This is a genomic window from Acinetobacter indicus, assembly GCF_009914475.1.
Taxonomy (GTDB): Bacteria; Pseudomonadota; Gammaproteobacteria; order Pseudomonadales; family Moraxellaceae; genus Acinetobacter; species Acinetobacter indicus.
On sequence record NZ_CP045198.1, the window covers coordinates 386915 to 412380 of the forward strand.

Annotated in this window: 26 protein-coding genes and 3 tRNA genes; 18 read left to right on the forward strand and 11 right to left on the reverse strand. The window is 47.0% G+C overall.

The features are described from left to right. Positions 1–127 precede the first annotated feature (127 nt). The 4 genes from GA693_RS02330 to GA693_RS14985 all read left to right on the forward strand — a co-directional run bounded on the left by GA693_RS02330 (position 128) and on the right by GA693_RS14985 (position 2860). Positions 128–637, forward strand: a complete 510-nt coding sequence (locus GA693_RS02330; protein WP_016659978.1) for a chorismate--pyruvate lyase family protein — start codon at positions 128–130, stop codon at positions 635–637. 8 nt (positions 638–645) lie between these two features. Beyond that, complete coding sequence (gene ubiA / locus GA693_RS02335; protein ID WP_104488826.1) at positions 646–1524, forward strand: 4-hydroxybenzoate octaprenyltransferase; 879 nt, start codon at positions 646–648, stop codon at positions 1522–1524. A gap of 127 nt (positions 1525–1651) precedes the next feature. Beyond that, positions 1652–2602, forward strand: coding sequence for an alpha/beta hydrolase family protein (locus GA693_RS02340; protein ID WP_323843893.1), 951 nt, complete (start codon positions 1652–1654; stop codon positions 2600–2602). Between the two features lie 69 nt (positions 2603–2671). After that, the gene (locus GA693_RS14985) at positions 2672–2860 is read left to right on the forward strand and encodes an alpha/beta hydrolase family protein (RefSeq protein ID WP_323843895.1); all 189 of its coding nucleotides are present in this window, start codon (positions 2672–2674) and stop codon (positions 2858–2860) included. Positions 2861–2906: 46 nt separating this feature from the next. On the opposite strand, the gene GA693_RS02345 is transcribed toward GA693_RS14985, so the two are convergent. Next, positions 2907–3800: a LysR family transcriptional regulator gene (locus tag GA693_RS02345; protein WP_016659982.1), complete on the reverse strand. Its 894-nt coding sequence runs from the start codon at positions 3798–3800 to the stop codon at positions 2907–2909. A gap of 213 nt (positions 3801–4013) precedes the next feature. Here GA693_RS02345 and GA693_RS02350 point away from each other — a divergent pair, with 213 nt between their 5' ends. Both GA693_RS02350 and GA693_RS02355 read left to right on the forward strand, forming a co-directional pair. Then, complete coding sequence (locus GA693_RS02350; RefSeq protein ID WP_075167159.1) at positions 4014–5756, forward strand: FAD-dependent oxidoreductase; 1743 nt, start codon at positions 4014–4016, stop codon at positions 5754–5756. A 167-nt stretch (positions 5757–5923) separates the two neighbouring features. After that, positions 5924–6202 (forward strand): hypothetical protein, encoded by a 279-nt coding sequence (locus GA693_RS02355; protein WP_045795172.1) that lies wholly within the window; start codon positions 5924–5926, stop codon positions 6200–6202. Here the strand turns inward: GA693_RS02355 and GA693_RS02360 are convergent, their stop codons facing one another. The 6 genes from GA693_RS02360 to GA693_RS02385 form a co-directional block, all read right to left on the reverse strand. After that, positions 6203–6646, reverse strand: a complete 444-nt coding sequence (locus GA693_RS02360; RefSeq protein ID WP_005176498.1) for a DUF2726 domain-containing protein — start codon at positions 6644–6646, stop codon at positions 6203–6205. 56 nt (positions 6647–6702) lie between these two features. After that, positions 6703–6778 (reverse strand) — tRNA-Asn (locus tag GA693_RS02365). A gap of 263 nt (positions 6779–7041) precedes the next feature. Further along, positions 7042–7117 (reverse strand) — tRNA-Asn (locus GA693_RS02370). Between the two features lie 5 nt (positions 7118–7122). Then, positions 7123–7198: transfer RNA gene (locus GA693_RS02375), tRNA-Asn, on the reverse strand. A gap of 146 nt (positions 7199–7344) precedes the next feature. Beyond that, positions 7345–7971 carry a superoxide dismutase gene (locus tag GA693_RS02380; RefSeq protein WP_005176500.1) on the reverse strand — a complete coding sequence of 209 codons (627 nt, stop codon included), beginning with the start codon at positions 7969–7971 and terminating at the stop codon, positions 7345–7347. Between the two features lie 151 nt (positions 7972–8122). After that, positions 8123–8881 carry a Nif3-like dinuclear metal center hexameric protein gene (locus GA693_RS02385; protein WP_005176501.1) on the reverse strand — a complete coding sequence of 253 codons (759 nt, stop codon included), beginning with the start codon at positions 8879–8881 and terminating at the stop codon, positions 8123–8125. 170 nt (positions 8882–9051) lie between these two features. Between GA693_RS02385 and GA693_RS02390 the strand changes: the two genes are divergently transcribed. Next, positions 9052–10230 carry a trypsin-like peptidase domain-containing protein gene (locus GA693_RS02390; protein ID WP_005176504.1) on the forward strand — a complete coding sequence of 393 codons (1179 nt, stop codon included), beginning with the start codon at positions 9052–9054 and terminating at the stop codon, positions 10228–10230. 317 nt (positions 10231–10547) lie between these two features. Here the strand turns inward: GA693_RS02390 and GA693_RS02395 are convergent, their stop codons facing one another. The 3 genes from GA693_RS02395 to GA693_RS02405 form a co-directional block, all read right to left on the reverse strand. Beyond that, entirely contained in the window at positions 10548–11546 is a 999-nt protein-coding gene (locus tag GA693_RS02395) for a Tim44 domain-containing protein (protein WP_005176505.1), read from the reverse strand. Between the two features lie 121 nt (positions 11547–11667). Next, positions 11668–13059, reverse strand: a complete 1392-nt coding sequence (gene radA / locus GA693_RS02400; RefSeq protein ID WP_016659986.1) for a DNA repair protein RadA — start codon at positions 13057–13059, stop codon at positions 11668–11670. A 135-nt stretch (positions 13060–13194) separates the two neighbouring features. Beyond that, entirely contained in the window at positions 13195–14544 is a 1350-nt protein-coding gene (locus GA693_RS02405) for an alanine/glycine:cation symporter family protein (protein ID WP_045795220.1), read from the reverse strand. A gap of 314 nt (positions 14545–14858) precedes the next feature. On the opposite strand from GA693_RS02405, the gene GA693_RS02410 reads away from it, so the two are divergent. The 7 genes from GA693_RS02410 (at position 14859) to GA693_RS02440 (ending at position 21013) form a co-directional block, all read left to right on the forward strand. After that, positions 14859–16262 carry an amino acid permease gene (locus GA693_RS02410; RefSeq protein WP_104488820.1) on the forward strand — a complete coding sequence of 468 codons (1404 nt, stop codon included), beginning with the start codon at positions 14859–14861 and terminating at the stop codon, positions 16260–16262. A gap of 133 nt (positions 16263–16395) precedes the next feature. Next, positions 16396–16626, forward strand: a complete 231-nt coding sequence (gene lptM, locus GA693_RS02415; protein WP_016659988.1) for an LPS translocon maturation chaperone LptM — start codon at positions 16396–16398, stop codon at positions 16624–16626. A 22-nt stretch (positions 16627–16648) separates the two neighbouring features. Next, entirely contained in the window at positions 16649–17893 is a 1245-nt protein-coding gene (gene lysA, locus GA693_RS02420; protein ID WP_016659989.1) for a diaminopimelate decarboxylase, read from the forward strand. A gap of 13 nt (positions 17894–17906) precedes the next feature. Next, entirely contained in the window at positions 17907–18752 is an 846-nt protein-coding gene (gene dapF / locus GA693_RS02425; RefSeq protein ID WP_016659990.1) for a diaminopimelate epimerase, read from the forward strand. An 89-nt stretch (positions 18753–18841) separates the two neighbouring features. Further along, complete coding sequence (locus GA693_RS02430) at positions 18842–19465, forward strand: alpha/beta fold hydrolase (protein ID WP_228718904.1); 624 nt, start codon at positions 18842–18844, stop codon at positions 19463–19465. Positions 19466–19500: 35 nt separating this feature from the next. After that, the gene (locus GA693_RS02435) at positions 19501–20427 is read left to right on the forward strand and encodes a tyrosine recombinase XerC (protein ID WP_160241503.1); all 927 of its coding nucleotides are present in this window, start codon (positions 19501–19503) and stop codon (positions 20425–20427) included. 214 nt (positions 20428–20641) lie between these two features. After that, on the forward strand, positions 20642–21013 hold the full coding sequence (locus GA693_RS02440; protein WP_034597425.1) for a hypothetical protein: 372 nt from the start codon (positions 20642–20644) through the stop codon (positions 21011–21013). Between the two features lie 82 nt (positions 21014–21095). On the opposite strand, the gene GA693_RS02445 is transcribed toward GA693_RS02440, so the two are convergent. Beyond that, positions 21096–21590, reverse strand: coding sequence for an Lrp/AsnC family transcriptional regulator (locus GA693_RS02445; RefSeq protein WP_045795165.1), 495 nt, complete (start codon positions 21588–21590; stop codon positions 21096–21098). Between the two features lie 113 nt (positions 21591–21703). Here GA693_RS02445 and GA693_RS02450 point away from each other — a divergent pair, with 113 nt between their 5' ends. From GA693_RS02450 to GA693_RS02465, 4 genes are all read left to right on the forward strand, one after another. Beyond that, complete coding sequence (locus GA693_RS02450) at positions 21704–22309, forward strand: LysE family translocator (RefSeq protein WP_016659994.1); 606 nt, start codon at positions 21704–21706, stop codon at positions 22307–22309. A gap of 500 nt (positions 22310–22809) precedes the next feature. Continuing rightward, positions 22810–23559, forward strand: a complete 750-nt coding sequence (locus GA693_RS02455) for an electron transfer flavoprotein subunit beta/FixA family protein (RefSeq protein WP_005176529.1) — start codon at positions 22810–22812, stop codon at positions 23557–23559. An 18-nt stretch (positions 23560–23577) separates the two neighbouring features. Continuing rightward, positions 23578–24510, forward strand: a complete 933-nt coding sequence (locus GA693_RS02460; protein WP_005176532.1) for an FAD-binding protein — start codon at positions 23578–23580, stop codon at positions 24508–24510. Between the two features lie 181 nt (positions 24511–24691). Then, a complete protein-coding gene (locus tag GA693_RS02465; protein WP_160241502.1) occupies positions 24692–25342 on the forward strand; it encodes a hypothetical protein in 651 nt (216 codons plus the stop codon). Positions 25343–25466 lie beyond the last annotated feature (124 nt).

Sequence of the window (25466 nt, forward strand, 5' to 3'; positions counted from 1 at the left end):
CCTTCATATTCATTTAGGTGAGGTAGATTGATAGTGAATATGACATTTGCGCTTTTTGGCTGAAAAGCCCATGGTTTAGTAACAGATTTCAGTTACACTAGGCCAAGCGATAAAAGGGGAATAAGTGATGCGCGGCCAGCAGACCTGTCAATTTCAGGATCAGACCATTCCTGCAGGATTGAAGACATGGCTGTATGCACCGGGCTCTCTGACACAACAATTAACCGATCTGGCCGGTGGCCAGTTTCAGGTACAGCCACTGCGCGAAAGTTTCCAGCGCCTGAGCTTTGAAGATGCCAAATGGCTGGGCATGCCGCATCAGCATACCTCCTGGGTGCGGGAAAGCTATTTATATGGCTGTGAAGAGCAGCCCTGGGTTCAAGCCAAAAGTATTTTTCCGATTTTAAGCCTGCAAAAAAAAGCACGCCTGTTCAAGCATATTGGTAAAAAGCCGATTGGCCGGTTTTTGTTTCAACGTACCAATCCGGCCTGTGAGCGCCGGGTGATTTTATTGCCCGAAGGCTGGACCAGACAGAGCTGCTATACTTGGCATGGCTGTAAATTTATTGTGCAAGAAAGTTTCTTGCCCAGCTTTGAGCAATTTCTACATTCTTCTTTTCAACAGCAACGTGGTTAAGGACAGTCATGGCAACTGCACATTCAATTACCTGGCGTGAGCGCTTGGAAGCCTATTACTATTTATGCCGTTTTGATAAGCCGATTGGCACCGAACTGGTGTTCTGGCCAACCATGTGGGCCTTATGGATTGCTGCTCAGGGAACACCGACCATAGGTGTGCTGATTCCAATGATTCTGGGTGTGATCTTTATGCGTGCGGCAGGCTGTGCCATTAATGACTTTGCCGACCGTAAAGTCGATGCCCATGTTGAGCGCACCAAAACCCGTCCTTTGGCCACCGGCATCATTAGCGCTAAAGAAGCGGTGATGGTGTTTCTGGTGCTGGTTGCTGCCAGTGCCTGCCTGTTGTTGTTCTTGCCGCTTGAAACCTTTTACTGGTCGTTTGGGGCGTTATTTCTGGCTTTTATCTACCCGTTTATGAAACGCTATACTCATTTACCGCAGGTATTTCTGGGCGCCGCATTTTCATGGTCTATTCCTATGGCCTATACCGCGGTGGGTGCAACCCCGGATTTAACCTGCTGGTTATTGTACTTTGGCAACCTGGCCTGGACTGTGGCCTATGACACTCAATATGCGATTACTGACCGCGAATATGATCTCAAAATTGGGGTGAAATCGACCGCCATTTTATTTGGCCGTTATGATATTGAGATTATTTCTGCCTTGCAGCTGATCAGTCTGCTCCTGATTGGCGCGGCGTTGTGGATCGAAAATCTGTTCATGCCATTTGGTCTGGTGGCACTGGCTGCGGTGGCACTGGATTTTATCTATCAATGGCACAAAACCAAAGACCGCAATCCGCAGCAATGTTTCTGGGCTTTTCGGCATAACCGTTGGGTTGGGCTGATGATTTTTGCCGGAATTTTTCTTGCACTTCTCTAGGTTTATGCATTTGGTCTGATCTTGCAAAAAGCCAACAAAGCATCCGAGCAGGATGCTTTTTTTTTATGCTTAATTCAAAGAACTCAGGCTGAGTACTTAACAACAAGAAGAAAAAGAGGAATTCAAGATGACAACGACATTTAAAAAACTGTTATTGGCGGTAACCTGCTCCTCGGCGCTGTTATTTACAGCATGTGGTGGCGATGATAATGACTTTAACTTTATCCGTGACAAAACTTTTGTATCTGATGCTGCCTATACCCAAGATGGTATTGAAGGTGCGATCATCCGGGTCATGACCTATAAAATGCCAAATGTACGTGACCAGAAAACAGAAGCTACCGCCATGGTATTTTATCCGTCCGCACCTCGTCCGGTAGATGGCTGGCGTGTGGTGGTCTGGGAACATGGAACAGTGGGCATTGCTGATCATTGTGCACCGAGTCGCAACAGTTTAAATCCGCGTTTTAAGGCCATGGCGGAAAGTTTACTGGCCGCAGGCTATGTGATTGTCGCGCCAGATTATGAAGGGCTGGGCACGCCGGGCATTCATCCGTATTTACATTTAGAAAGTGCGGCCCAGTCTGCTATTTATTCAGTACGCGCCTTAAAAGAAGATCTGGGTGCACACATGCATGGTGCCTGGATGTCGGTGGGGCAGTCACAGGGTGGTCATGCCTCTTTAGGTACTGCGAAATTTGCCAATCAGGATGCCAATTATAAAGGTGCAGTGGCAGCAGCACCGGCTTCGAGTCTGGGTTATATCATTGCGGAAGTCGCGCCGGCGGCCATTCGTGATCTGGAACTGGCAGAGAGTGTTGGTCTGTATCCGGTTGGAACGGCCCGTAATGTCTATGCAGAACTGATGGCCTATGCTGCCTATGAACCGGACTTTAATTACCTCAGCATCTTCCAGCCGGAATCGCAGGATATTGTGCCAGAAGCCGAAGGCAACAATGGTGAAAATGGCCAATGTCTGGACGAGCTGATGCAGTCCTTTAGAGAAGATATAGATGCCTTTACTGAAAATAGTGGTCTTGCTGTGGCTGATTATCCGGGACTGACGGCAAATTTCTAGGACAATGCAACCATTAAGCGCTTCCTGGCCATTAACCAGCCGGCCACCAAAAAGCTGGATACACCGATTATGGTGATTCAGGGTGAGGCAGATACTGCTGTACCGGCAGCTGTCACCACGGCACTGGTAGATAACTTAAGAGAAATGGGGACGACGGTTGAATATGAATTGGTCCCGGGTGCCTCGCATACCCAGGCCATTGTGCAGAGAAATGCCGAGCTGGTGCGCTTTATTCAAACCCACATGCCTGCGCAATAATGTCCTCCTGAAAAACTCGCTGATCAGTCCGGAAGATCGGGGCTGATCAGCTCTCAGTGACCGAGATTTCGAGTTTGGCCAGTTCCTGAGTAATGAGCTGCAGTGCCAGATTATGGTTATTTTTACGGTAATTGGCATATAGATGGAGCGGCTGAACTTCAAAATCGGTTTCAATGATCGCCACATGCTCATTCAGAAAGCGCAGCAGATATTCCGGCACAAAACTGTAGCCCATCCCCAGATTAATCAGATTAATATGCTGCAATACATTGGTGACCCAGAGTAACTGCTCGGCCGGCATCTGTTCAATCGGCACCTGCCGGGTGACCTGTTCATAAAACACCGGAGAAGCGGTTTGCTCGCACATAATCAGCCGCTGTTGCAGCAAGGCTTCAGCACTCATCCGCGACTTGGTCGGTGCAGATTTTTGCCCTGACACCAGATAGATTTTCTCTGACAAAATGGGAAGATCGACAAAATCATCCTGCTGAATGGCATAGCGGGTCAGGCTTAAATCCAGCTCAGCATTTTTCAGGCGCTGAATCTGCTCCAGACAGGTCAGGCTCTGGATATGAATCTGCAGATTGGGAATGGCCTGTTTTAAGCGTTCTAGCATCAGCGGCAGCACTTTCAGCTCGGCCACGTTCAATAAGCCAATATGAATCTGGTTGTTTTTCTGATGCGCCACCTGACGCGCTGCGGCAATTGCAAGTTTGGCGTTTTCAATCGCTTGCAAGGCATAAGGTAAAAAGGCCCGGCCTTCATCGGTCAGTTGAATCTGCCGCGCGGAGCGATCCAGCAAACGAACCCCGACTTCTTCTTCTAAATCCTTAATCTGCTGGCTTAAAGAGGGCTGGGCGGTAAAGAGTTTATCGGCTGCTTTGGTAAAACTCTGTTCTTCTGCCACCGCTGCAAAATAGCGTAAATGCCGTAATTCCATGACTTTCATCCACCGTGCAGATCATCGCCCTAGTGTAACCCAACACAGTCTGAACTGCATTTCACATCAGCCGATGTGTTTTATCCAGCAGCTGACTAGAGCTAAAACCAATAGCACTATCGTTTATACGCATAGAAATAGGCGGTCTGGATGGGGCGGATTACACTGCATACAAATATTCTGCAACAGATACAGCGGGGAAAGGAGTCCGGAATGTCTACACACTATGATACTGATGTGCTGGTAATTGGTACGGGGCCGGCGGGTTCTACTTTGGGACTGGCCTTGGCCAGTTATGGCATCAGGGTGCAGCTGTTTACCCAGTTTAACTGGCTGGCCAACAGTCCGCGTGCGCATATTACCAATCAGCGTGCGATGGAAGTTCTGCGTGACTTGGGCATTGAAGAGCAGGTCAAAGCCATTGCCACGCCGTGGCAGCAGATGGGCGAAAGTTTACTCACCACCAGTCTGGTCGGGGAAGAAATTGCCCGGATGAGCTGCTGGGGCACGGGCGATGAACGTCATGGCGATTACATCAAAGGCAGTCCATGTCCCTTTGTCGATCTGATCCAGCCGAAAATGGAAGCACTGCTGGTCAAGAATGCGGCCGAACGCGGTGCGATTTATAACTTCAATACTGAATATTTATCACATACTCAGGATGAGCACGGCGTAACCGCGACCTTCCTGAATCGGGTGACCCAAACTGAATTTAGCCTGCGAGCCAAATATTTAATTGGTATGGATGGGGCGCGTTCGAAAATTGTCGAAGAGTTGAAGCTGCCCTTAGAAGGAGTGATGGCGCGTGCCGGAACCGTGTACGTCACTTTTAAAGCCGACCTGTCCAAATACGTGGCGCATCGTCCGGCCATTTTACAATGGATTGTGAATCCGGAAGCCAGTTTTGGTGACTTGGGCATGGGATTGCTACGTGCCATTCAGCCCTGGAATGAATGGATTATGGGCTGGGGCTTTGATATCAGCAAAGGCGAGCCGCAAGTCACCGAAGCCCAGGTTCGGGCGCGACTGAACACCTTTGTGGGTGAAGAGGTGCAGCAGGTCGAAATTGAAAAAGTATCTTACTGGTATGTCAATCAGACCTGGGCCACCCAGTATTCGGTGGGGCGTGTGTTCTGTGGTGGCGATGCGGTACATCGTCATCCGCCATCGAGTGGTTTAGGTTCCAACACCTGTATGCAGGATGCGTTTAACCTGGGCTGGAAGCTGGCTTATGTGCTTAAAGGCTGGGCCAAGCCAGCGCTACTGGACTCTTATAGTGATGAACGGGCGCCGGTGGGCAAGCAGATTGTGGCGCGTGCCAACCAGTCCCGTTTTGACTATAAGCACTTAAAAGCAGTATTTGGTTTTGATCAGGGCGTGCAGACCCAGGCCGAGATGTTGCAGCGGATTTTTGCGGAAACACCGGAAGCGGCCGAGATTCGGGAAAAGCTGTATCAGGCGCTGGCGATTAAACATTATGAGTTTAATGCTCAAGGGGTGGAGCTAAACCAGCGTTATCTGTCCAATGCCGTGCTGGCAGAAACAGATGAAGAAATCTTTGTACAGGACCCGCAGCTGTATTTGCAAGCCACCACACGTCCGGGTGCCAAACTACCGCATACCTGGCTGATTGATGCGCAGGGCTATAAACATTCCACCCTGGATATTGTCGGTAAAGGGCGCTTTACGCTACTGACCGGTTTATCGGGTGCAGCATGGAAAGCGGCAGCGGCCCGGTTAAAGCTGGACTATCTGGATGTGATTCAGATTGGTTCACGTGAACATCGCGATGTCTATGCCACCTGGCAGCAAAAATCGGAAATTGCCGATGCCGGTGCCGTGCTGGTACGTCCGGATGGCTATGTGGCTTGGCGGATGCAGGACACACCAGAACAAGGCTTTGATCATCTGGCCTGTTTAACTCAGGTTTTTGGCGAGATTCAGCTGAACCTCTAATCGGGTAGATGAGCAGTCTGACGTGATCTGTAACGCAGCCGTCTGTAGCCGTACAGGCGGCTGTGTTGTATCTTCAGGTTCAAGCAAACATCAACAGAGGCTTTGTCCTCGAAAATGATTTTGTTATATTGAGCGTCATTTTGATGCATCTGACAGAGGACTCTCTCATGACCGCGCCTGAACAGCAACGACCGAATCAGCCACCCAATACCAAAAAGATTATTCTGTTGGCCAGTTTAGGTCTGCTGATTCCTGTTTTTCTGGTCAGTATGGCGTTTCTGGCTGTCAACAGCGATGCGAAAAATCAGGAAAAATACAAACAGCAGCAGGCAGAGATGATTGCGCGGATTAAAGCGCGTGAAGCGGCTGAACAACAGCAGGCGCAGCAACAAGCTCAACAACAAGCCGATGCAAACCCAGCAGCTTCTGAAGCTGTAGCGCCTTAATTAAAGAATATCCTGCTGCAATTGTCTGATACTCGGAATCTCCGTGTATCGGATCACCTGATAGCCCGCCTCAAGCAACATGGCATCCCGCTCGGCATCTTCGCTTTCTTTGCCAATATGAGTGGGATCATCCAGTTCAATAATAATCACCACATTCATCTGCTGATCCAGCAAAACAAAATCGGTGACCTTGCGATTAAAGCGGGAACGGATCTTGTAGTTACTATTGGTAATTAACGCACTAAAAGCAACTTGAGCCAGAATATGATGTTCGGGAAAAGCCTGCTTTAAGCGGGCAAACATCTTGGCTTCAAACGGGGTAATGACTTTTTTCGGAAAATATTTCTGTTTGGGGCGCAAATAGGAGGCCGCCACCAGCAGCATCAGCACCAGTGTGGCCAGGCAGCCAATAAAGAAGAAAGTCGACTGAGCGCTATTGAACACAACACATACTTGTATAAAGAAAAAACCCACTCAAATGGAGTGGGTTTTTAGAATCTTGGCTCTCCCACCTGGGCTCGAACCAGGGACCTGCGGATTAACAGTCCGTCGCTCTACCGACTGAGCTATGGGAGAATCTGAAACGCATTCTAGGCGGCAAAGGGCAGGTGGTCAAGTCCGCGGCCTGAAAAAATGTAGTTTTTCAGTTTAACTGAATTAAAAATAAACGAATGAAGGCGTTTGGAAGCAGAAAGCTTGGTGTGTGGCTTTTACTGGTCTATGACGGGCAGGGTGCCGTGGTACAGGTAGGGGCTATTTTAGGATGATGATTCTCATTGAATCCCCCAATCTAAACGCCATAAAAAAACCCACTCAACTGGAGTGGGTTTTTAGAATCTTGGCTCTCCCACCTGGGCTCGAACCAGGGACCTGCGGATTAACAGTCCGTCGCTCTACCGACTGAGCTATGGGAGATTAGATGGCTCTCCAACCTGGGCTCGAACCAGGGACCTGCGGATTAACAGTCCGTCGCTCTACCGACTGAGCTATTGGAGAATCTGATGCGCATTTTAGGGAGGAATGCGCCGGTCGTCAACCAGATTATTTAAACAAATGAATCATTTGCCTTAGATTTATGCAGTTATTCCCTAAAAATAAAAAAATCACCCTTAAAGGGTGATTTTTTACACAGAAAAATAAAATTATTTTTCTACGCCAGCTGGTTGGCCTGCGAGTTTCGCGTTGGCATAATCCCAGTTCACCAGGCTTTCAAGGAAAGTCGAGATGTACTTAGGACGTGCGTTACGGAAGTCGATGTAGTAAGCGTGTTCCCAAACGTCAATAGTTAATACTGCAATTTTGCCGTGCGCCATTGGCGTATCTGCATTTGAAGTTTTCATGATTGACAGTTTGCCGTTTACGTCGTCAGCCACTAACCATGCCCAACCTGAACCGAATTGAGTTGCAGCAGCAGTTGCAAATTCTTCAGCAAATTTTTCGTATGAACCAAAAGCTTCATCAATTTTCGCTGCAATTGCACCAGTAGGTTTACCACCACCGTTTTTCGCCATACAGTTCCAGTAGAATGTGTGGTTCCATACTTGTGCAGCATTGTTGAAAATACCTGCTTTAGAAGCATCGCCAGCACTTGCCTTGATGATTTCTTCTAAAGTTTTACCTTCAAGCTCAGTACCTGCGATCAGGTTGTTCAGGTTCACAACATAGGTGTTGTGGTGCTTGTCATGGTGAAATTCTAAAGTCTCTTTGCTGATGTGCGGCGCAAGATCTTCGTAACCATATGGTAATGCTGGTAAAGTAATCGTTGTCATGTTTTCAATTCCTTGCTTATGCTGGGTTTTGAGTTTAAGTCGGCTTATTGTAATAGATTATTCAACAAAATTGCGCATTGCTTATAAATAACATTACACAATAAATCCTTAATTTATACGTATAAGCCAGCCTCAATTCATCTCCCAAGTTTTAAATCGGATTATTCAATTCGAAATAGACATATTCGAGATTAAATTCGCGTGCCAGCGCCTGTCCCAAACGCTGTACACCGTAGCGTTCAGTCGCGTGATGGCCGCAGGCATAATAATGGACGCCCAGTTCTTTGGCTTCATAAAAGGTACGTTCTGACACTTCGCCAGAAATATAGGCATCACAGTCTTGCGCTGCGGCTTTATGAATATAATCCTGCGCGCCGCCGGTACAGAAACCGACTTTGCGGATTTCGGTTGGATTGGCCGGTAAATGAATGGTATCAAACCCCAGTTTTTCACTTAACAGGGCTTTAAACGCTTCTGGTGACATGGCCTGTTTTAAATAGCCAATATTGCCAATCGGATGACGTTCACTCGGGTCCAGTGCTTCCAGTTGCTCCAGTCCCAAAATATCAGCAATGGCCGCATTATTGCCCAGTTCAGGATGTGAATCGAGCGGTAAATGATAACCTACCAGTGAAATATCATGCTGGATTAGGCTTTTAATGCGTTTACCGCGCATTCCGGTAATCGGGTAGGGTTCACCTTTCCAGAAATAGCCATGATGCACCAGCAGCACATCGGCTTGCTCGGCAATGGCGGCTTCAATTGCATCTTGTGATGCAGTTACCGCACACAGAATTTTTTTGACTTCCGGTTTGCCTTCAATTTGCAAGCCGTTTGGGGCATAGTCTTTAAACTCGGCTGATTTTAAGGTTTGATCACACCAGCGGATCAGGTCATGCAGCTTAGCCATAAATCTCTCAAAAGCCTTAAATTTTGTTGTCATCAAAACATATTTTGAATTGTAACTAAAGCAGCACAAAACTCTTTAGTGATTTTTATGTTTCCTTATGTATTTCGCTTTACAATAGGTCATAAATTACTTAGTCATCAATGAATTAAAAAATTTTAGAGGATAGAGCTGTGCGCCGGACCTTTACATGGTTACCTTGGGTGTTACTTATTATTGTGATTATTGGCTTTTTGGGCTGGCAACAGTTTCAAAAACCGAAAGCTCCCGTTGCCCCGGATGGGGTGAAAATGCCTGCTGAAAAAGTAGAACCGCTGATTGATACCACCCGTACTGGCGGGGTGGTGTCTTATAGTGCTGCCGTAAAAGTAGCAGCACCGGCCGTGGTCAATATTTTTACCACCCAGAAAATCAAGCAGCCTAATCATCCTTTATTTAATGATCCGGCATTCCGTGAATTTTTTGGTGATCAGTTGCCGGAACAGTATCGTCAGGGACCTAATGAAAACAGCCTCGGTTCTGGGGTGATTGTACGTGCCGATGGTTACATTTTGACGAATAACCATGTGATTGCCCAGGCCGATCAGATTGTGGTGGCCTTGCATGATGGCCGTCGTGCCGAGGCAAAAGTGGTCGGCACCGATCCGGATACCGACTTGGCGGTAATTAAAATTGAGCTGGATCAGTTACCGGTTTTACCATTTAAACTCAGTGGCAATGAAGTCGGTGATGTGGTGCTGGCGATTGGTAACCCGTTTGGGGTAGGCCAAACCGTCACTCAGGGGATTATTTCCGCGACCGGTCGTTCGGATTTAGGCATTAATACCTATGAAGACTTTATTCAGACTGATGCTGCCATTAACCCGGGGAATTCCGGCGGTGCGCTAATTGATGTGGCCGGGAACTTAATTGGGGTTAATACCGCAATTTTCTCGCAATCGGGCGGTTCTTTGGGCATTGGCTTTGCTATTCCGGCACAGGTCTGTCAGCAGGTACTGAACTCGATTTTAAAAGATGGTCGCGTGGTACGTGGCTGGTTAGGTATTAGCTTATTGCCGGTACAGCAACAGAATATTCTGGAGCCAAAACAAAGTGGCGTGGTGGTGGCAGATGTCTTGGCCAATGGTCCTGCGGCCAAAGCCGGTATTCGCCGTGGCGATAAAATCCTGAAAGTGAATGATGAAGAGATTAGCTCAACATCACACCTGATTAATTATGTGGCGCTGCAGCAACCGAACCAGCCGGTGAATATCCTGATTGAACGTGAAGAACAGTCTTTAGAGCTGCAAGTGGTGGTTGGTGAGCGTAAAGTGCAAAACAGTGATAAACAGTTTATTCCATTACCAGAATAAGCTCGCAGTACGCGCTGTAAATTAAACATGAAAAAGCTCCGCAGGTCGGGGCTTTTTTTAATGGGTGAATTTTATCAGCAGTCTGTTAGTGAAGAGCGATATTGTAAGCTCAAGCGAAAATACGTAGGAACGTACTGAATGGCGCAGAGCAGACATACCGTCTTATAGAGATGATCGCTGTATCACATCTCTAGCTCTTTCCATCCCTCGAGATAATCGGTTGGGGACAAAATAAAGCAACTAAATGAATAACATTCCGCAGGCGGTGCAAAAACAAAAACAGCGGCCGAAGCCGCTGTTTTTGATCTTAGGTTTAATTAGTGTTCTTGCTGGATACCCGCAACCAACCAGTCCTGGCTAGAACCTGCTGGCTTAACAAAATGCCAGATTTCAGTGAATGGCTGTGGCAAGCTGTTTAAATCTTCACTCACCGTACCGGTAAAGCGCACACTCACTACATACTGACCATTTTCAGTAGCAGAATCGACCACCATCGCATTCAGGTTAGAAAACTCAGCCACATCCTGATCCTGATTGGCCATGATGTCCTGATACATTGACTGGTACAGATCAGGGGTTAAATAACGCTGAATTTCAGCAATATTGCTGGCCGTATTCATAGACTGAATATGGTTAAAACGCTGACGTGCAACACGCAGAAAGGCTGCTGGCTCCGTACCATCTGGTAACTGGTTACCACTGTTGGTGTACGCGGTACCAAAGGCAGCGTTATTCACTGGTGCTGCACCAAATGGCGCATTGTTGGTTGGGGCTGAACCACCGACGTTCTGGCCAAAGATATTGGTGTTATCGCCACCGGCACGTGGTGCAGCAGCAGATTGACCAAACGGTGCGTTATTGGCACCGTTATTTGGCGCATACGGGTTATTGGCTGCTAATTTTTTTTTTGCGCCCATCTTGCGGAAAATGAAGAAGGCGACTGCTGCAGCGAGGAGAATCCAGATCCAGCCTGGGATTCCACCTTCTTCCTCCTGTTGAGCCTGTGCCTGGCTGGCTGGCTGATCATCTGCTAAGGCATTGGCAGCCACTGCACCAATCGCAGCACCTGCAACACCCGCAGCGACCATACCACCGACACCCGGACCAGATTTTTGCTGCGCAGGCGCAGTAGCTGGAGCGGGCTGTTGTGCAGGAGTAGCTTGACGAGGCTGTTGGTAAGATTGAGTTGGTGTTGCTGAACGGCTCATGCCATGGCTTTTACCACCACCGGCACGTTTTGCTTCGGCTGCTAAAGGGGCAACCAAGAGGGCAGCTGTTAAAATACCAGCCATCAAACCACGCTGTCGAACTTCCATCAATTTTTCCTATTTAAAAAAAGAAATTTATCGCCCTGTATTTATGCAGGCATTTGTCCCGAATTTCAATACAGAATTCAGCTTTTTTCACATGAAAAGCTCAAAAAATAGGGCAAAGGCTCTAGTGCAGTTCTTCACTTAAACTCATGGCCTCGCTCAGGGCTTCATGCAAACGGGCCACCGCAATCACCTGCACCCCTGGAATCGCTTTTTGCGGTGCATTGGCACGTGGCAAAATAATATATTTAAAGCCATGTTTAATCGCTTCTTTTAGACGTTCCTGACCATTCGGCACCGGACGGATTTCACCGGATAAACCGACTTCACCAAACACCGCCAGTTGCTGGGGCAGGGCTTTGCCGCGAATACTCGAAGCACAGGCCAGCAGCACCGCCAGATCGGAGCCGGTTTCGGTAATTTTCAGCCCGCCGACAATATTGACATAGACATCCTGACCGGACGTCTGCACGCCGCCATGGCGATGCATCACCGCCAGTAGCATATTCAGCCGGTTTTGTTCTAAGCCAAGTGCGACCCGGCGCGGCTGACCATGTGCATCATCGACCAGTGCCTGTACTTCCACCAACAGCGGACGGGTGCCTTCGCGGCTAATCATCACAATTGAGCCGGGAATGGCTTCATCATAACGGCTCAGGAAAATCGCTGACGGATTGGCCACTTCACGCAAGCCTTTATCGGTCATGCCAAACACGCCCAGTTCATTGACCGCGCCAAAACGGTTTTTGACCGCACGAATCATCCGGTAGCGGGAATCGGACTGACCTTCAAAATACAGCACACAGTCCACCATATGTTCCAGCACACGTGGCCCGGCCAATGCACCTTCTTTGGTCACATGACCGACAATAAACAAGGCTGTGCCACTATTTTTGGCAAAACGGGTCAGGAGCGCCGCCGATTCACGGATTTGCGATACGCCGCCCGGTGCAGACTGCAAGGTTTCAGTATATAAGGTCTGGATGGAGTCCAGAATCGCCACCGCAGGACGTTGCTGGGCCAGTACCTCACAAATCCGTTCCACACAGGTTTCAGCCATCACTTTGAGCTGATCGGTCGGTAAATCCAGACGCTGCGCGCGTAAGGCCACCTGTGATAAGGATTCTTCACCAGTGACATATAAGGCAGCGCTGTTGCTGGCGGCCATATGGGTCGCGGTTTGCAGTAAAATGGTCGATTTACCAATTCCGGGATCACCACCAATCAGCACCACTGAACCAGTGACCAAACCACCACCAAGTACCCGGTCAAATTCGCCAATACCGGTGGCAAGGCGGGTTTCGGTAGAGACTGAAATCTGGTTTAAAGTAGTTACAGTTGAGGCCTGACCGGCATAGCCGCCGCCCATACGTGGCTGGGCACGATGGGTCACCGCAGGGGCAATGCTGACTTCGGTTAAACAGTTCCATTCACCACAGTCTGAACATTGACCAGCCCATTTAGGATGATCTGCGCCGCATTGTTCACAGCGATAGACACTTTTTGCTTTTGCCATAAATAAACGTCTGGAATGTGTTTTTTAAATCTTGCCCCACAGCATACAGAGGAAATGCCGATTTTCAAATTGTTGATACGCCGGCAAAGAAAAACCACCCGCAGGTGGTTGATCTTGTAGTTTGATTTGAACGCTTTAGTAGAGTTCGCCGGATTTGCGTCGTGCAATAAAATCTTTCGATTCTTTGGCAATTACACCCGACAGCAGCAATAAGGCAATCAAGTTCGGTACCGCCATTAACCCGTTAAAGGTATCGGCAAACAGCCAGACTAGATCTAGGGTTGCGACACAGCCAATAAACACCGACGCAATGTAAATTAGGCGATACGGCAGTACAAATTTTTCACCGAGCAGATAGGTCGCACATTTTTCACCATAATAGCTCCAGCCTAAAATAGTCGAATAGGCAAAGAAGATGACCCCGAAAGTCACCACCCAGCCCCCGATTCCCGGCAGCAGTTTGTCGAATACGCTAATGGTCAGTACCGCACCGTTCTGATCACCAAAAGACTGACCGGCCATAATAAAGCCCATGACCAGCACAATACCGGTAATTGAACAGACAATAATGGTGTCAATAAAGGTACCAGTCATTGAAACCAGACCCTGACGTGCCGGATGGTCGGTTTTGGCGGCAGCGGCGGCAATTGGGGCAGAACCCATACCGGCTTCATTGGAGAAGACCCCGCGCGCAACACCATAACGGATCGCGGCACCAATCGCACCACCTGCGGCAGCTTCACCGGTAAAGGCATAGGTGACAATCATTTTGAGCGCTGGCACCACCAGTTCAAGGTTATTCAGGATAATGACCAAACCGCCGGCCACATAACCAACGGCCATAATTGGCACAATAACCGAAGAGGCTTTGGCGATGGACTTAATCCCGCCCAGAATCACCAAGGCTGAAAATACAGTAATGATCACGCCGGTAATCCAGGTTTCCAGGCCAAAGCCATTTTCAACGGCCAGCGCTACGGTGTTGGACTGCACCGAGCTGCCAATCCCGAAGGAGGCCACTGCACCGAAAAAGGCGAAAATCAGCGCCAGCCATTTCCATTTCAGGCCGCGTTCAATGTAATACATTGGACCACCGGACATTTCACCTTTCTCGTTTTTTACCCGGTATTTGACCGCCAAAACACCTTCACCATATTTGGTCGCCATCCCGAACAGGGCAGTCATCCACATCCAGAATACGGCGCCCGGACCACCAAGTACGCAGGCTGTGGCCACACCGGCAATATTACCGGTACCAATGGTGGCAGAAAGTGCGGTCATGAGGGAGGCGAATTGGGAAATATCGCCGGAATGTTTGTCCGGGTGTTTGCCAAAAACCTGTTTAAAGGCCAACGGCAGCATCCGGAATTGCCAGAACAGCAGGCGGAAGGTCAGGAATATCCCGGTACCGACAATCAGCACCAGCATATATGGGCCCCAGACCCAGCCACTAAGGGTTTCCATGAGTGTTTGTAAATCTTGCATCATTGTTTCTTCTTATGTCTCAAAATAGATATTTTGTTTTCTATATAAGCAATTGATATGCCATGCTCATCCTGAGCAAGAGATATAGTTGCGTGCTGCATTTTTATTTGTTACACAGAATTTATGTTTTGACAAGAAAATTGATATAAACCTTGTCAATCCTCCCTTTGGATAAATTGATAACTTTTTGTTATAAGAAAAATAAATTAAATTTAATTATTCCGTAGAAAATATAGATGAAGCGGCATTTCTTTTTGTTTTCTGATTTCTTTTACGTTAGTTTGTCGTGGTTAACACTGAAGTTGAATTCAATAATGTCGTATCAAAATACAAGTTCGTCACAAGAAAAAGGCAATCTGCAGCGAAGCTTATCCAACCGGCATTTACAGCTGATTGCCATTGGTGGCGCCATTGGAACAGGATTGTTCATGGGCTCAGGCAAAACCATCAGCCTGGCCGGGCCATCGATCCTGATTATTTATATGATTATTGGTTTTATGGTGTTCTGCGTGATGCGGGCGCTGGGCGAACTGTTGCTGTCCAATCTGCAATATAAATCCTTTATTGATTTCAGTACCGACCTAATTGGCCCGTGGGCCGGCTATTTCGTCGGCTGGACCTACTGGCTGTGCTGGATCACCATCGGGATTGCAGACCTGTCGGCGATTATTTATTACCTGCAATTCTTTAATGGCGGGATGCCGTTTACGCCTGAAGAAGGGGTGATGATCAGTATTGCAGCTATTGTCTTCATTATGGGCTTAAACCTGGTGACCGTGAAGCTGTTTGGTGAAATGGAGTTCTGGTTTGCGCTGATTAAAATTATTGCCATTATTGTGCTGATTGCAGTCGGTTTATGGATGATTTTTACCGGTTTTACCTCAGATGCCGGCACAGTCGCATCCTTTACACATATCTGGAGTCATGGCGGCCTGTTCCCGACAGGTACTATGGGCTTCTTGGCCGGTTTCCAGATTGCGATTTTTGCCTTTGTTGGGGTAGAACTGGTCGGTACCACAGCGGCTGAAACCAAAGATCCAGAGAAAAACCTGCCGAAAGCAGTGAACTCGATTCCGGTACGTATCATTATTTTCTATGTATTGGCCTTATTAATTGTGATGTCGGTGACGCCATGGAACCAGATTGATCCGAATATCTCGCCTTTTGTAAACCTGTTCAGTCAGGCGGGCATTGCGGCCGCGGCGATTATCATGAACCTGGTGGTGCTGTCTTCAGTGATGTCGTCCATGAACAGTGGTGTATTCTCGACCAGCCGGATGCTGTTTGGCCTGTCACGTGAGCAGCAGGGTCCTAAAGCCTTTGGCCGTTTAAATAAACGTGCAGTCCCGGCCAATGCACTGTATTTCTCGGCGGTGTGTCTGCTGTTGGGTGCAGCGTTACAATACTTTGTACCCGATACCGTGAAAGCCTTTACGTTGGCGACCACGCTTTCGACCATTCTGTTTATTTGCGTCTGGCTGATTATTATCTGGAGCTATATTGTCTATTACAAAACCCGTCCGGAACTGCATGCCCAGTCGACTTTTAAATTGCCGGGTGGCCTGTTTACCTGCTGGATGGTGATCATCTTCTTTATTAGCATGATCTATGTGCTGTCCCTGGAGCCAGATACCTTGCAAGCCTTAATGATCAGTCCGATCTGGTTTGTGATTCTGCTGATTGGCTATTTCGGTTTCTATAAGCCAAAACAGAAATAAGCCATTGCACAACAAAAAACGTCAGTGTCCAACTGGCGTTTTTTTATGGCACAGGCTAATCTCTAGCGTTTAACACTTTGGTCACAGCAGTGATCGCGTTATACTTCATGGAAAATTTTAAATAGGTGGTCAGATGCGTTCTGTCATTTGCTGCATCAGTTTATTGACAGCCAGTTTTGTACTGGTCGGTTGTGGTCAATCGGGAGCTTTACAGTTGCCGAGTGATCCAAATTACGACAAACGTGCCAAATATCTGTTATATCCCAATGTCGATTCAGAGCAACATCCTGAAGAGCCGACACCTGCACCGGTACAGCAACAGTTTGCTGCACCTGTAGCTTCGAATTCCACGACGACACCTTAACGTTCATAGAAAGGATACATTCATGAGTTTCACCCGCATCAATGGGGTTTTGCACGCCGAACAATGTTCTTTACAACAGCTGGCGCAGCAATTTGGCACACCACTTTATGTTTATTCAAAAGCAACCTTTGAAAAGCATTATTTAGATATGGATCGTGCTTTTGGCTTTATCGACCATCAAATCTGTTTTGCGGTCAAGTCAAACTCCAATATTGCGGTGCTGAATGTATTGGCCAAGCTCGGTGCGGGTTTTGATATCGTGACCGGCGGCGAGCTGGCGCGCGTGTTGAAAGCCGGTGGCGATGCTTCGAAAATTGTATTCTCAGGTTTAGGCAAAACCGAAGCTGACATTAAAAAAGCACTGGAAGTGGGCATTGCCTGCTTTAACGTTGAATCCTATGCAGAGCTGGATCGGATTCAGAAAGTGGCGGCTGAACTGAAGGTTAAAGCGCCAATTTCTTTACGTGTGAATCCGGATGTCGATGCCAAAACCCATCCTTATATTTCAACCGGTTTAAAAGAAAACAAATTCGGTATTCCATCAGATAGCGTATTTGATACCTATCAATATGCAGCGTCGTTACCTAATCTGGACATTGTCGGGATTGACTGCCATATCGGTTCACAGCTGACCGAAACCCAGCCTTTTGTCGATGCGCTGGATCGGGTCATGCTGATGATTGAGCAGCTGAAACAGATGGGCATCACACTCAAACATATTGATATTGGTGGTGGTTTGGGCGTGACCTATAAAGATGAAACTCCGCCATCGGTCGAAGAATATGCCAATGCACTGCGCCCGGCTTTAGAAAAACTGGGCCTGAAAGTGTATATGGAACCGGGCCGGAGTATTTCCGCCAATGCCGGTGTGCTGCTGACCAAAGTCGATTTACTCAAACCGACCAATCACCGTAATTTTGCAATTATTGATGCGGCAATGAATGACCTGATTCGTCCTGCTTTATATGAAGCGTGGATGGACATTCAGCCGGTGACGCCACGTACCGATGTCGAAACCCAACAGTGGGATGTAGTCGGTGCCATCTGTGAAACAGGTGATTTCCTTGGTAAAGAGCGTGATCTGGCCATTCAGGAAAACGATGTACTGGCGGTGCTGGGTGCCGGCGCTTATGGTTTTGTGATGAGCTCCAACTACAACAGCCGTGGCCGTGCTGCAGAAGTGATGGTCGATGGTGATCAGGCACATCTGATTCGTGAACGTGAAACTATTGAATCACTCTGGGAACGTGAGCGTTTATTGCCTTAAGGAGTAAATCAGGATGTTTTTAGAATTTACCAAGATGCATGGTCTGGGCAATGACTTTATGGTGGTTGATTTAATCAGCCAGCGCGCCTATTTCGATAGCCTGACCATTCAGCGTCTGGCCGACCGTCACTTTGGTGTGGGGTTTGACCAGTTGCTGGTGGTTGAGCCACCTGATGTTCCGAATGCCGATTTTAAATACCGTATTTTTAATGCCGATGGCTCAGAAGTCGAGCAGTGTGGTAATGGCGTACGCTGTTTTGCGCGTTTTGTGCATGAGCGCCAGCTGACCAGCAAAACCAAAATCAAGGTGCAAACCAAAGCCGGGATTGTTGAGCCGGAACTGGGTCAAAATGGCTGGGTGCGGGTAAATATGGGGCAGCCGAAATTCCTGCCGCAAGAAATTCCGTTTATTGCCGATGAACCGGATAACTTATATGACCTGATGCTGGCCAATGAAGAGAAGCTGAGCATTGATGTGGTCAATATGGGGAATCCACATGCCGTGACCATTGTGCAGGATATTCTGACGGCTGATGTCGCACGTTTAGGTCCACAAATTGAATCGCATGAGCGTTTCCCGCAGCGCGTGAACGCCGGCTTTATGCAGATTCTGGATGAGCAGCATGCCCGTTTACGTGTGTTTGAGCGTGGTGTCGGTGAAACGTTGGCCTGCGGTACGGGCGCGTGTGCGGCAGCGGTTTCCGGGATGCGCCGTGGCTTACTGGCCAGCAAAGTTGAAATTGAGCTGGCGGGTGGCAAGTTACAGATCGAATGGAAAGAAGGCGATGTGGTCTGGATGACCGGTCCAACTGCCAATGTCTATGAAGGCCGTCTGGATTTACGTTATTTCCAGGGCTAATCTGACTATCTCCTATACAAAAGCACCGTTCTATTCACGGTGCTTTTTTATGTTAGGATGATTTGAGTTTTGCCTGCAGAGCCATGATGATGCACAAACTTGTTTTTCTGCCGGGTGCCTCAGGAAGTCAGCAATTCTGGCAGCCGTTAATGGCTCGGTTGCCAGCATTGGCCCGGAAAACCGTGATTGCTTATCCTGGTTTTGATGGGGTAGAACCTGATGCCAGCATTCAGAGTCTGGCCGATCTGAAAACGCGGGTGATCAGTCAGATTGAAGAGGACAGCATTCTGATTGCCCAGTCGATGGGCGGAGTGTTGGCCATAGCCGCTGCATTGCAGCAGTCGAATAGACTTCGGGCCTTGGTGTTAATGGCTACTTCGGGTGGACTGGATTTGACTCCGTTTCAGGCCGAAGACTGGCGTGAGATTGCCCCCCTGCAATGGGCCAAACTGCCGCAGTGGTTTGTGGAAGATCAGACCTATTATCATCCGGAACAATTGGCCAGTATTGATCTGCCGGTGTTATTGCTTTGGGCCGATCAGGATGAATTGAGTCCGGTTGCCGTTGGTGAGTTTCTGGCCCGGCAGTTGCCGAATGCCCGATTGGTGATTATGCCCGATGCTGATCACTGGTTTGCATCCTCGCAGGCTGAACGTGTCGCCGGGGAAATTAACCGTTTTTTGAACGACTATTTTTGTAAAGCTACTTTTTAAAAGACGATTTTTTTACCAGAACATAGGATGGTGTGATGAAGTTAAGTGCTGAACAGTTACTGGAGATGTGGCTGAAACAACGCGAAATCCAGCATCAGTCGGCACATACTTTGCATGCTTATGCACGTGATGTTGGTGATTTCCTTCATTTTTGTCAGCAGAAAAACATGCCGCTGGCCGATGTGGAAACCGCTGACTTACGTGAGTTTCTGGCGTATAAGGTCGAAGAGCAGCAGCTGAGTTCCAGCAGTTTGCAGCGCATGTTGTCTTCTATTCGCCAGTTTATGAAATGGGCTGAACAGGGGAGTTATTTGGCGTTTAATCCGGCTGATGATTTTCAGTTAAAACGTCAGCCACGTCCTTTGCCGGGCATGGTCGATATTGAAACGGTACAGCAGATTTTAGATCAGCCAGAGCCGGAGTCAGAGCGGCAAAAACAGCTCTGGATTCGTGATAAAGCGATTTTGGAGCTGCTGTATTCCAGTGGATTGCGTCTGGCGGAAGTGCAGGGCTTAAGAATTAAAGATCTGGATTTTAACCGGCAGTTATTGCGGATTACCGGTAAGGGCAATAAAACCCGGGTGGTACCGTTTGGTTCTAAAGCCAAAGGCAGTGTGATGCGCTGGCTACAGATTTATCCGCTGTGGCAGGGTGATTTTGTCCCGGATGCGCAGCTGTTTATTACGGAAAAAGGACAACCACTCGGTGCGCGGCAAATTGAAAACCGGGTCAAATTGCAGGCCCAGCGTGCTGGTGTCAATGTCGATTTGCATCCGCACTTATTGCGACATTGTTTTGCCAGTCACATGTTATCTAATAGCCGTGATTTGCGTGCGGTGCAGGAGATGTTGGGGCACAGTAATTTGACCACCACACAAATTTATACCCATGTCGATTTTGATCATTTGGCGCAGGTTTATGATCAGGCTCATCCAAGGGCGCAGCGCAAAGAGCAGGGCTGAATTGAGGCAAGTGAAAAGGACTTTCAATTCACGGGTGAAAGACTAGAATAGAGGTGTCAGGCATGAGCATGTGCCACCATTGTAGAATAAAAATAAAGGTGGAGATGGCGTATAAAGAGGGTTAATTTTTGACTCGAGTAATATTCAGAACGAGCACAAAAATTCCGAGGACCCAACCTGATTGATGATTTGGGAAAAATGTAAAGGCATAGATATGATTTCGGATATTCAACAAAAATATGAACAGCTGAGTCCGGCGCAAAAAGAAATTTTTGCCGGTTATGGTTTAAGACAGGTGAAACACTTTGTGGAAATTAACCTGCCAGCCATGCAGGCCATTTTACCTGAACAGGCCGTGATTCAAGGCATTAACGCACAAGGTAAGGTGCAGGCAGTTCATACGGAAACAGGTCAAGGCTATTTATGGATTTCCGATCGTCAGTGGCAGGAAAGCCAGCAATTGACCCAAACCGTCGATGCAACTGAAGATTTTATGCAGGTCTGGAAAGTGTTTAATCTGGCTGAATATGACCTGATTGATTTAAGCCACGTGCACCGCGACTTTTTGGATGGTCAGCAGGCTTAAACATAAGCACTACGTGCAGCATAGCAAGAGAAGGTTATCTTGCGTGCTGCAACTTAACAATCTTCAAAATCGCCGGCTAGGCTTATAAATCTTCCAGCGGCAGCTGAAAACTCTGTTTAATAATTTGACTTGGCAAATCGGTTTTGACACTGGTGATGCCATTTTTTTTGGTTAAATGGGTGGACTGAAATTTACGATAACTTTCTAAATCGGGCACCACCACTTTCAGCATCGCATCGCATTCCCCCAAAATAATATAGCACTCCATCACCTGCGGTAATTCTTTCATCGCCTCAATGAAGGTATCAATAGTTTCGGCATCCTGCCCGACCAGCCAGATCCGGGAAAATAAAATCAGTTGAAACCCAATCTTATGCGGGTCCACCACCGTAGTGTAATTCTGGATTACTCCGGCTTCTTCTAAAATTTTCACCCGTCTTAAGCAGGAGGACGGCGACAGGCCAATTTCACGGGCCAAATCGTTATTCTGAATGCGGCCATTGTTCTGTAAAGCTCGAATGATATTTTTGTCGATGCGATCCAGCTTTATTCGAACAGACTTTGGATATTGCTTCATAAATTAGAAGATAATTTGAAAAATTATTTAGATTATAGAATATTTGAAATCCTATTTTATAGCGTTTCGCAGATACTAATTTTCACTTTCTCAAGTACGACGGGAAAAAGGAAATGTCTGTATGGGTACTTTTTGCATTGACTGTGTTGCCGCTGATTTTTACGCCGGGGCCGGATATGTTATTCATTTTGTCGCAAGTGATGGGTAAAGATGCAAAAGCAGGCATGATGGCCACAGTCGGCGTGTGTAGTGGTTATCTGGTGCATTCGATTCTGGTGGCGTTGGGAATTGCCGCGATTATTGTGTCCTTTCCGCTATTATTTGAAGCGATTCGCTGGTTAGGGATTGCATATTTGCTGTATTTGGCGGTGGGTTTATTCAAGTCGGTATTGAGCAAGAAAAAGCTGGCGATTGAAAGTCGCAGCAGCAGTCATCCGGTGCGCAAAGGATTTTTTACGGCACTGTTGAATCCGAAAGGTATGCTGATTTACTTTGCGATTTTACCGCAGTTTATTGATAAGACTGGAAATACCGTTACTCAAGGCTTGTTATTATCCTGCATTTTTATTGGGCTGATTTTTATTGTGTACTGCGCGTTAAGTCTGATCTTTGCCAAAATCACCCAGAAAACCCAGCTGGATGAACGTAAACAGAAGTGGATTGATGGTACATCTGGTGGTTTACTGGCGCTGGCGGCCAGCTGGTTAATGGTCAATTAAGCTGTGAAATTTAGAAAAAGCATGTCCTAGGTCGACATGCTTTTTTATATGGAGAGCGTGAAAAAGAGAATTGTTACAAAAACAGAAATGAACCGATGGTCATCTTAGACCAAAGTCTGGCAGGGGATACAAACTGCTATCCTAAATGACATCAAAATAGCCAGGTTTCGGTCTGCTATGTTAAAAAATGAATAATAATTCATTTTATTGTGCTGGCTAGTTAATCAGAACAACTGATGTGATACATAAGATAAAAAGATAATATAAATCAATGGTTAAAATATAGCTTAATCTGGCTGAAATATAGCTGGGTTAAGCTGGATGAAAAAAGTATGAACGCAACGTTCAGCTATTTTTACGCATTTTTACAGCTTCTTGGGCAATTGTGACTTGACCGAAATGCCAAACCCATTGCAAGATAAGACACCTACAAAAATTTAAGTGAAGAGTTATCTTAACTTTTCTCATCTTTTACATTTACTAAAACAGCCGAGGATTACATGAAGGCTCTTGTTGCTGTAAAACGTGTGGTTGATGCCAACGTTAAAGTTCGCGTTAAACCGGACAATAGTGGGGTTGACCTTACTAACGTTAAAATGTCAATTAACCCATTCTGTGAAATCGCCGTGGAAGAAGCGGTTCGTCTAAAAGAAAAAGGAACAGTTTCAGAAATCGTGGTTGTTTCTATCGGTCCTAAAGAAGCGCAGGAACAAATCCGTTCTGCTATGGCGCTTGGTGCTGACCGCGGTATTTTAGTTGAAACTGCAGATGAAATTGGCGCACTTGAAGTGGCTAAAATTTTAAAAGGTGTTGTTGAGCAAGAGCAGCCACAACTGATCCTTTTAGGTAAACAGGCAATCGATGATGACTCAAACCAGGTGGGTCAGATGTTGGGTGCTTTACTGGGCGCAGGTCAAGGTACATTCGCTTCTGAAGTGAAAGTAGACGGCGACAAAGTACAAGTGACACGTGAAATCGATGGCGGTTTACAAACTGTTGAATTATCACTGCCAGCAATCATCACGACTGACTTGCGTTTGAATGAGCCACGTTATGCGGCACTTCCAAACATTATGAAAGCGCGTAAAAAACCGCTGGATACCAAGTCTCCTGCAGATTACGGTGTATCAGCCGGGACTAAACTGAAAACTGTAAAAGTTGAGTCACCAGCTGAACGTAAAGCGGGCGTACAAGTGAAGTCTGTAGATGAGCTTGTTGAAAAATTAAAAAATGAAGCGAAAGTGATCTAATACAGAAGGATATAAATCATGAGTATTTTAGTTATCGCTGAGCACGACAACAAAGCACTAAATGGTGCAACGTTAAACGTTGTGGCTGCAGCTCAAAAAATCGGTGGTGATATCACTGTATTGGTTGCTGGTTCTGGCGCGCAAGCAGTTGCTGATCAGGCAGCTAAAGTTGCGGGCGTGAGCAAAGTATTACTGGCTGATGATGCTGCCTATGCAAATCAGCTGGCTGAAAACGTAGCAAAACTGGTTGCTGAATTGGGTAAAGGCTATAGCCATATCCTTGCAGCATCTACAACAACAGGTAAAAACATTTTACCTCGCGCTGCAGCATTGCTGGATGTCAGCATGATTACTGACATTATTGCAGTAGATAGTCCAAATACATTCAAGCGTCCAATTTATGCCGGTAACGCGATTGCAACTGTTGAATCTTCAGAAGCAATTGTTGTCGGTACTGTACGTGGTACAGCATTTGATGCGGTTGCTGCGGAAGGTGGTTCAGCTGCGGTTGAAGCTGCGGCATCTACAGGCGATGCAGGTATTTCTAAGTTTGTGAACGAAGAAATCGTGAAATCTGAACGTCCTGAATTAACAGCTGCGCGTATTGTAGTATCTGGTGGTCGTGGTGTAGGTTCAGGTGAGAACTATCACAAAGTACTTGATCCACTGGCAGACAAACTGGGTGCAGCACAAGGTGCATCTCGTGCAGCGGTTGACGCGGGCTTCGTTCCAAACGATATGCAGGTTGGTCAAACAGGTAAAATTGTTGCGCCTGATCTGTACATCGCTGTGGGTATCTCAGGTGCGATCCAGCACTTGGCCGGTATGAAAGATTCTAAAGTGATCGTTGCGATCAACAAAGATGAAGAAGCACCAATTAACGCAGTAGCTGACTACTGGTTAGTAGGTGACTTGAACACTGTAGTTCCAGAATTGGTTTCTAAAATCTAATTCCTGAACTTCGGTTAAAAAGGACGCTCTTGCGCAAGCAGTAAAAGTTTTTACTTTGCTGTTTTGTTCAGGGGCGTTTTTTATGCCTGAAAATAAGGATGACTGTGTCTTATAAAAGATTTGTGTTTCATTTGAATGAAAAGTGATAGAATTCGCCTTTCATTTTTTATCCCGCGTTGTAATGTCCCTGTCCAAAACTGCTCACATCTTATTTATCAGTTTTCTGCTGATCGGCATTTATATTGGTGTTTGTGTTCATACCGCCTTATTTGCACCTGTTCAAGTGACTCAATTCCTGTTTAGCGAGTCGGGACCGTTTGAGACCTTTAGTGCCTGGCTCTGGTATTTGCTGGCTGTACTGTGTGTGCTGAATACGGAGCTGAAGTTAAAGACACGTATTTTTACCGCTTTGGGCGCTGCGCTGTTGGGCTTAAGGGAAATGGATTTTCATAAACGTCTGTTCGATGACAGCTTTATTAAAACCAATTTTTATCGCAGTGCAGAAATTCCTTTTATGGACAAGCTGTTAGGTTTTATCTTGCTATTGGCGATTATTTTCGTATTTTTCAATCTGGCCAAGATTTTTGTGCAGGCCATTCGTCAATTTAAGTCGAATCCGAATATTGCCTACCTGTTTATTGCCTTGACGGTATTGTGTGGTGGTTTGAGCAAGCTGTTGGACCGTACCAGCTCGACTTTAAATGAAGACTTTAATATCAAGCTGATGCAGCATACCGAGGTCATTATTATGACCATTGAAGAAGGCGTAGAGATGCTATTGCCTATTTTGCTGGTGGTTGCGGTCATGACTTACCGGAAAGTACTCAACTAGCCCAATTAAAACATCGCTTTGCTGGGATCAAGCACGTCAATCTGGGGCAGATTGACGTGCTTTTTTAATGGGAAATGCAAAATCCGGGGCTGGCTTATTCTGATAAAAAGTGAATCAAGTTCTA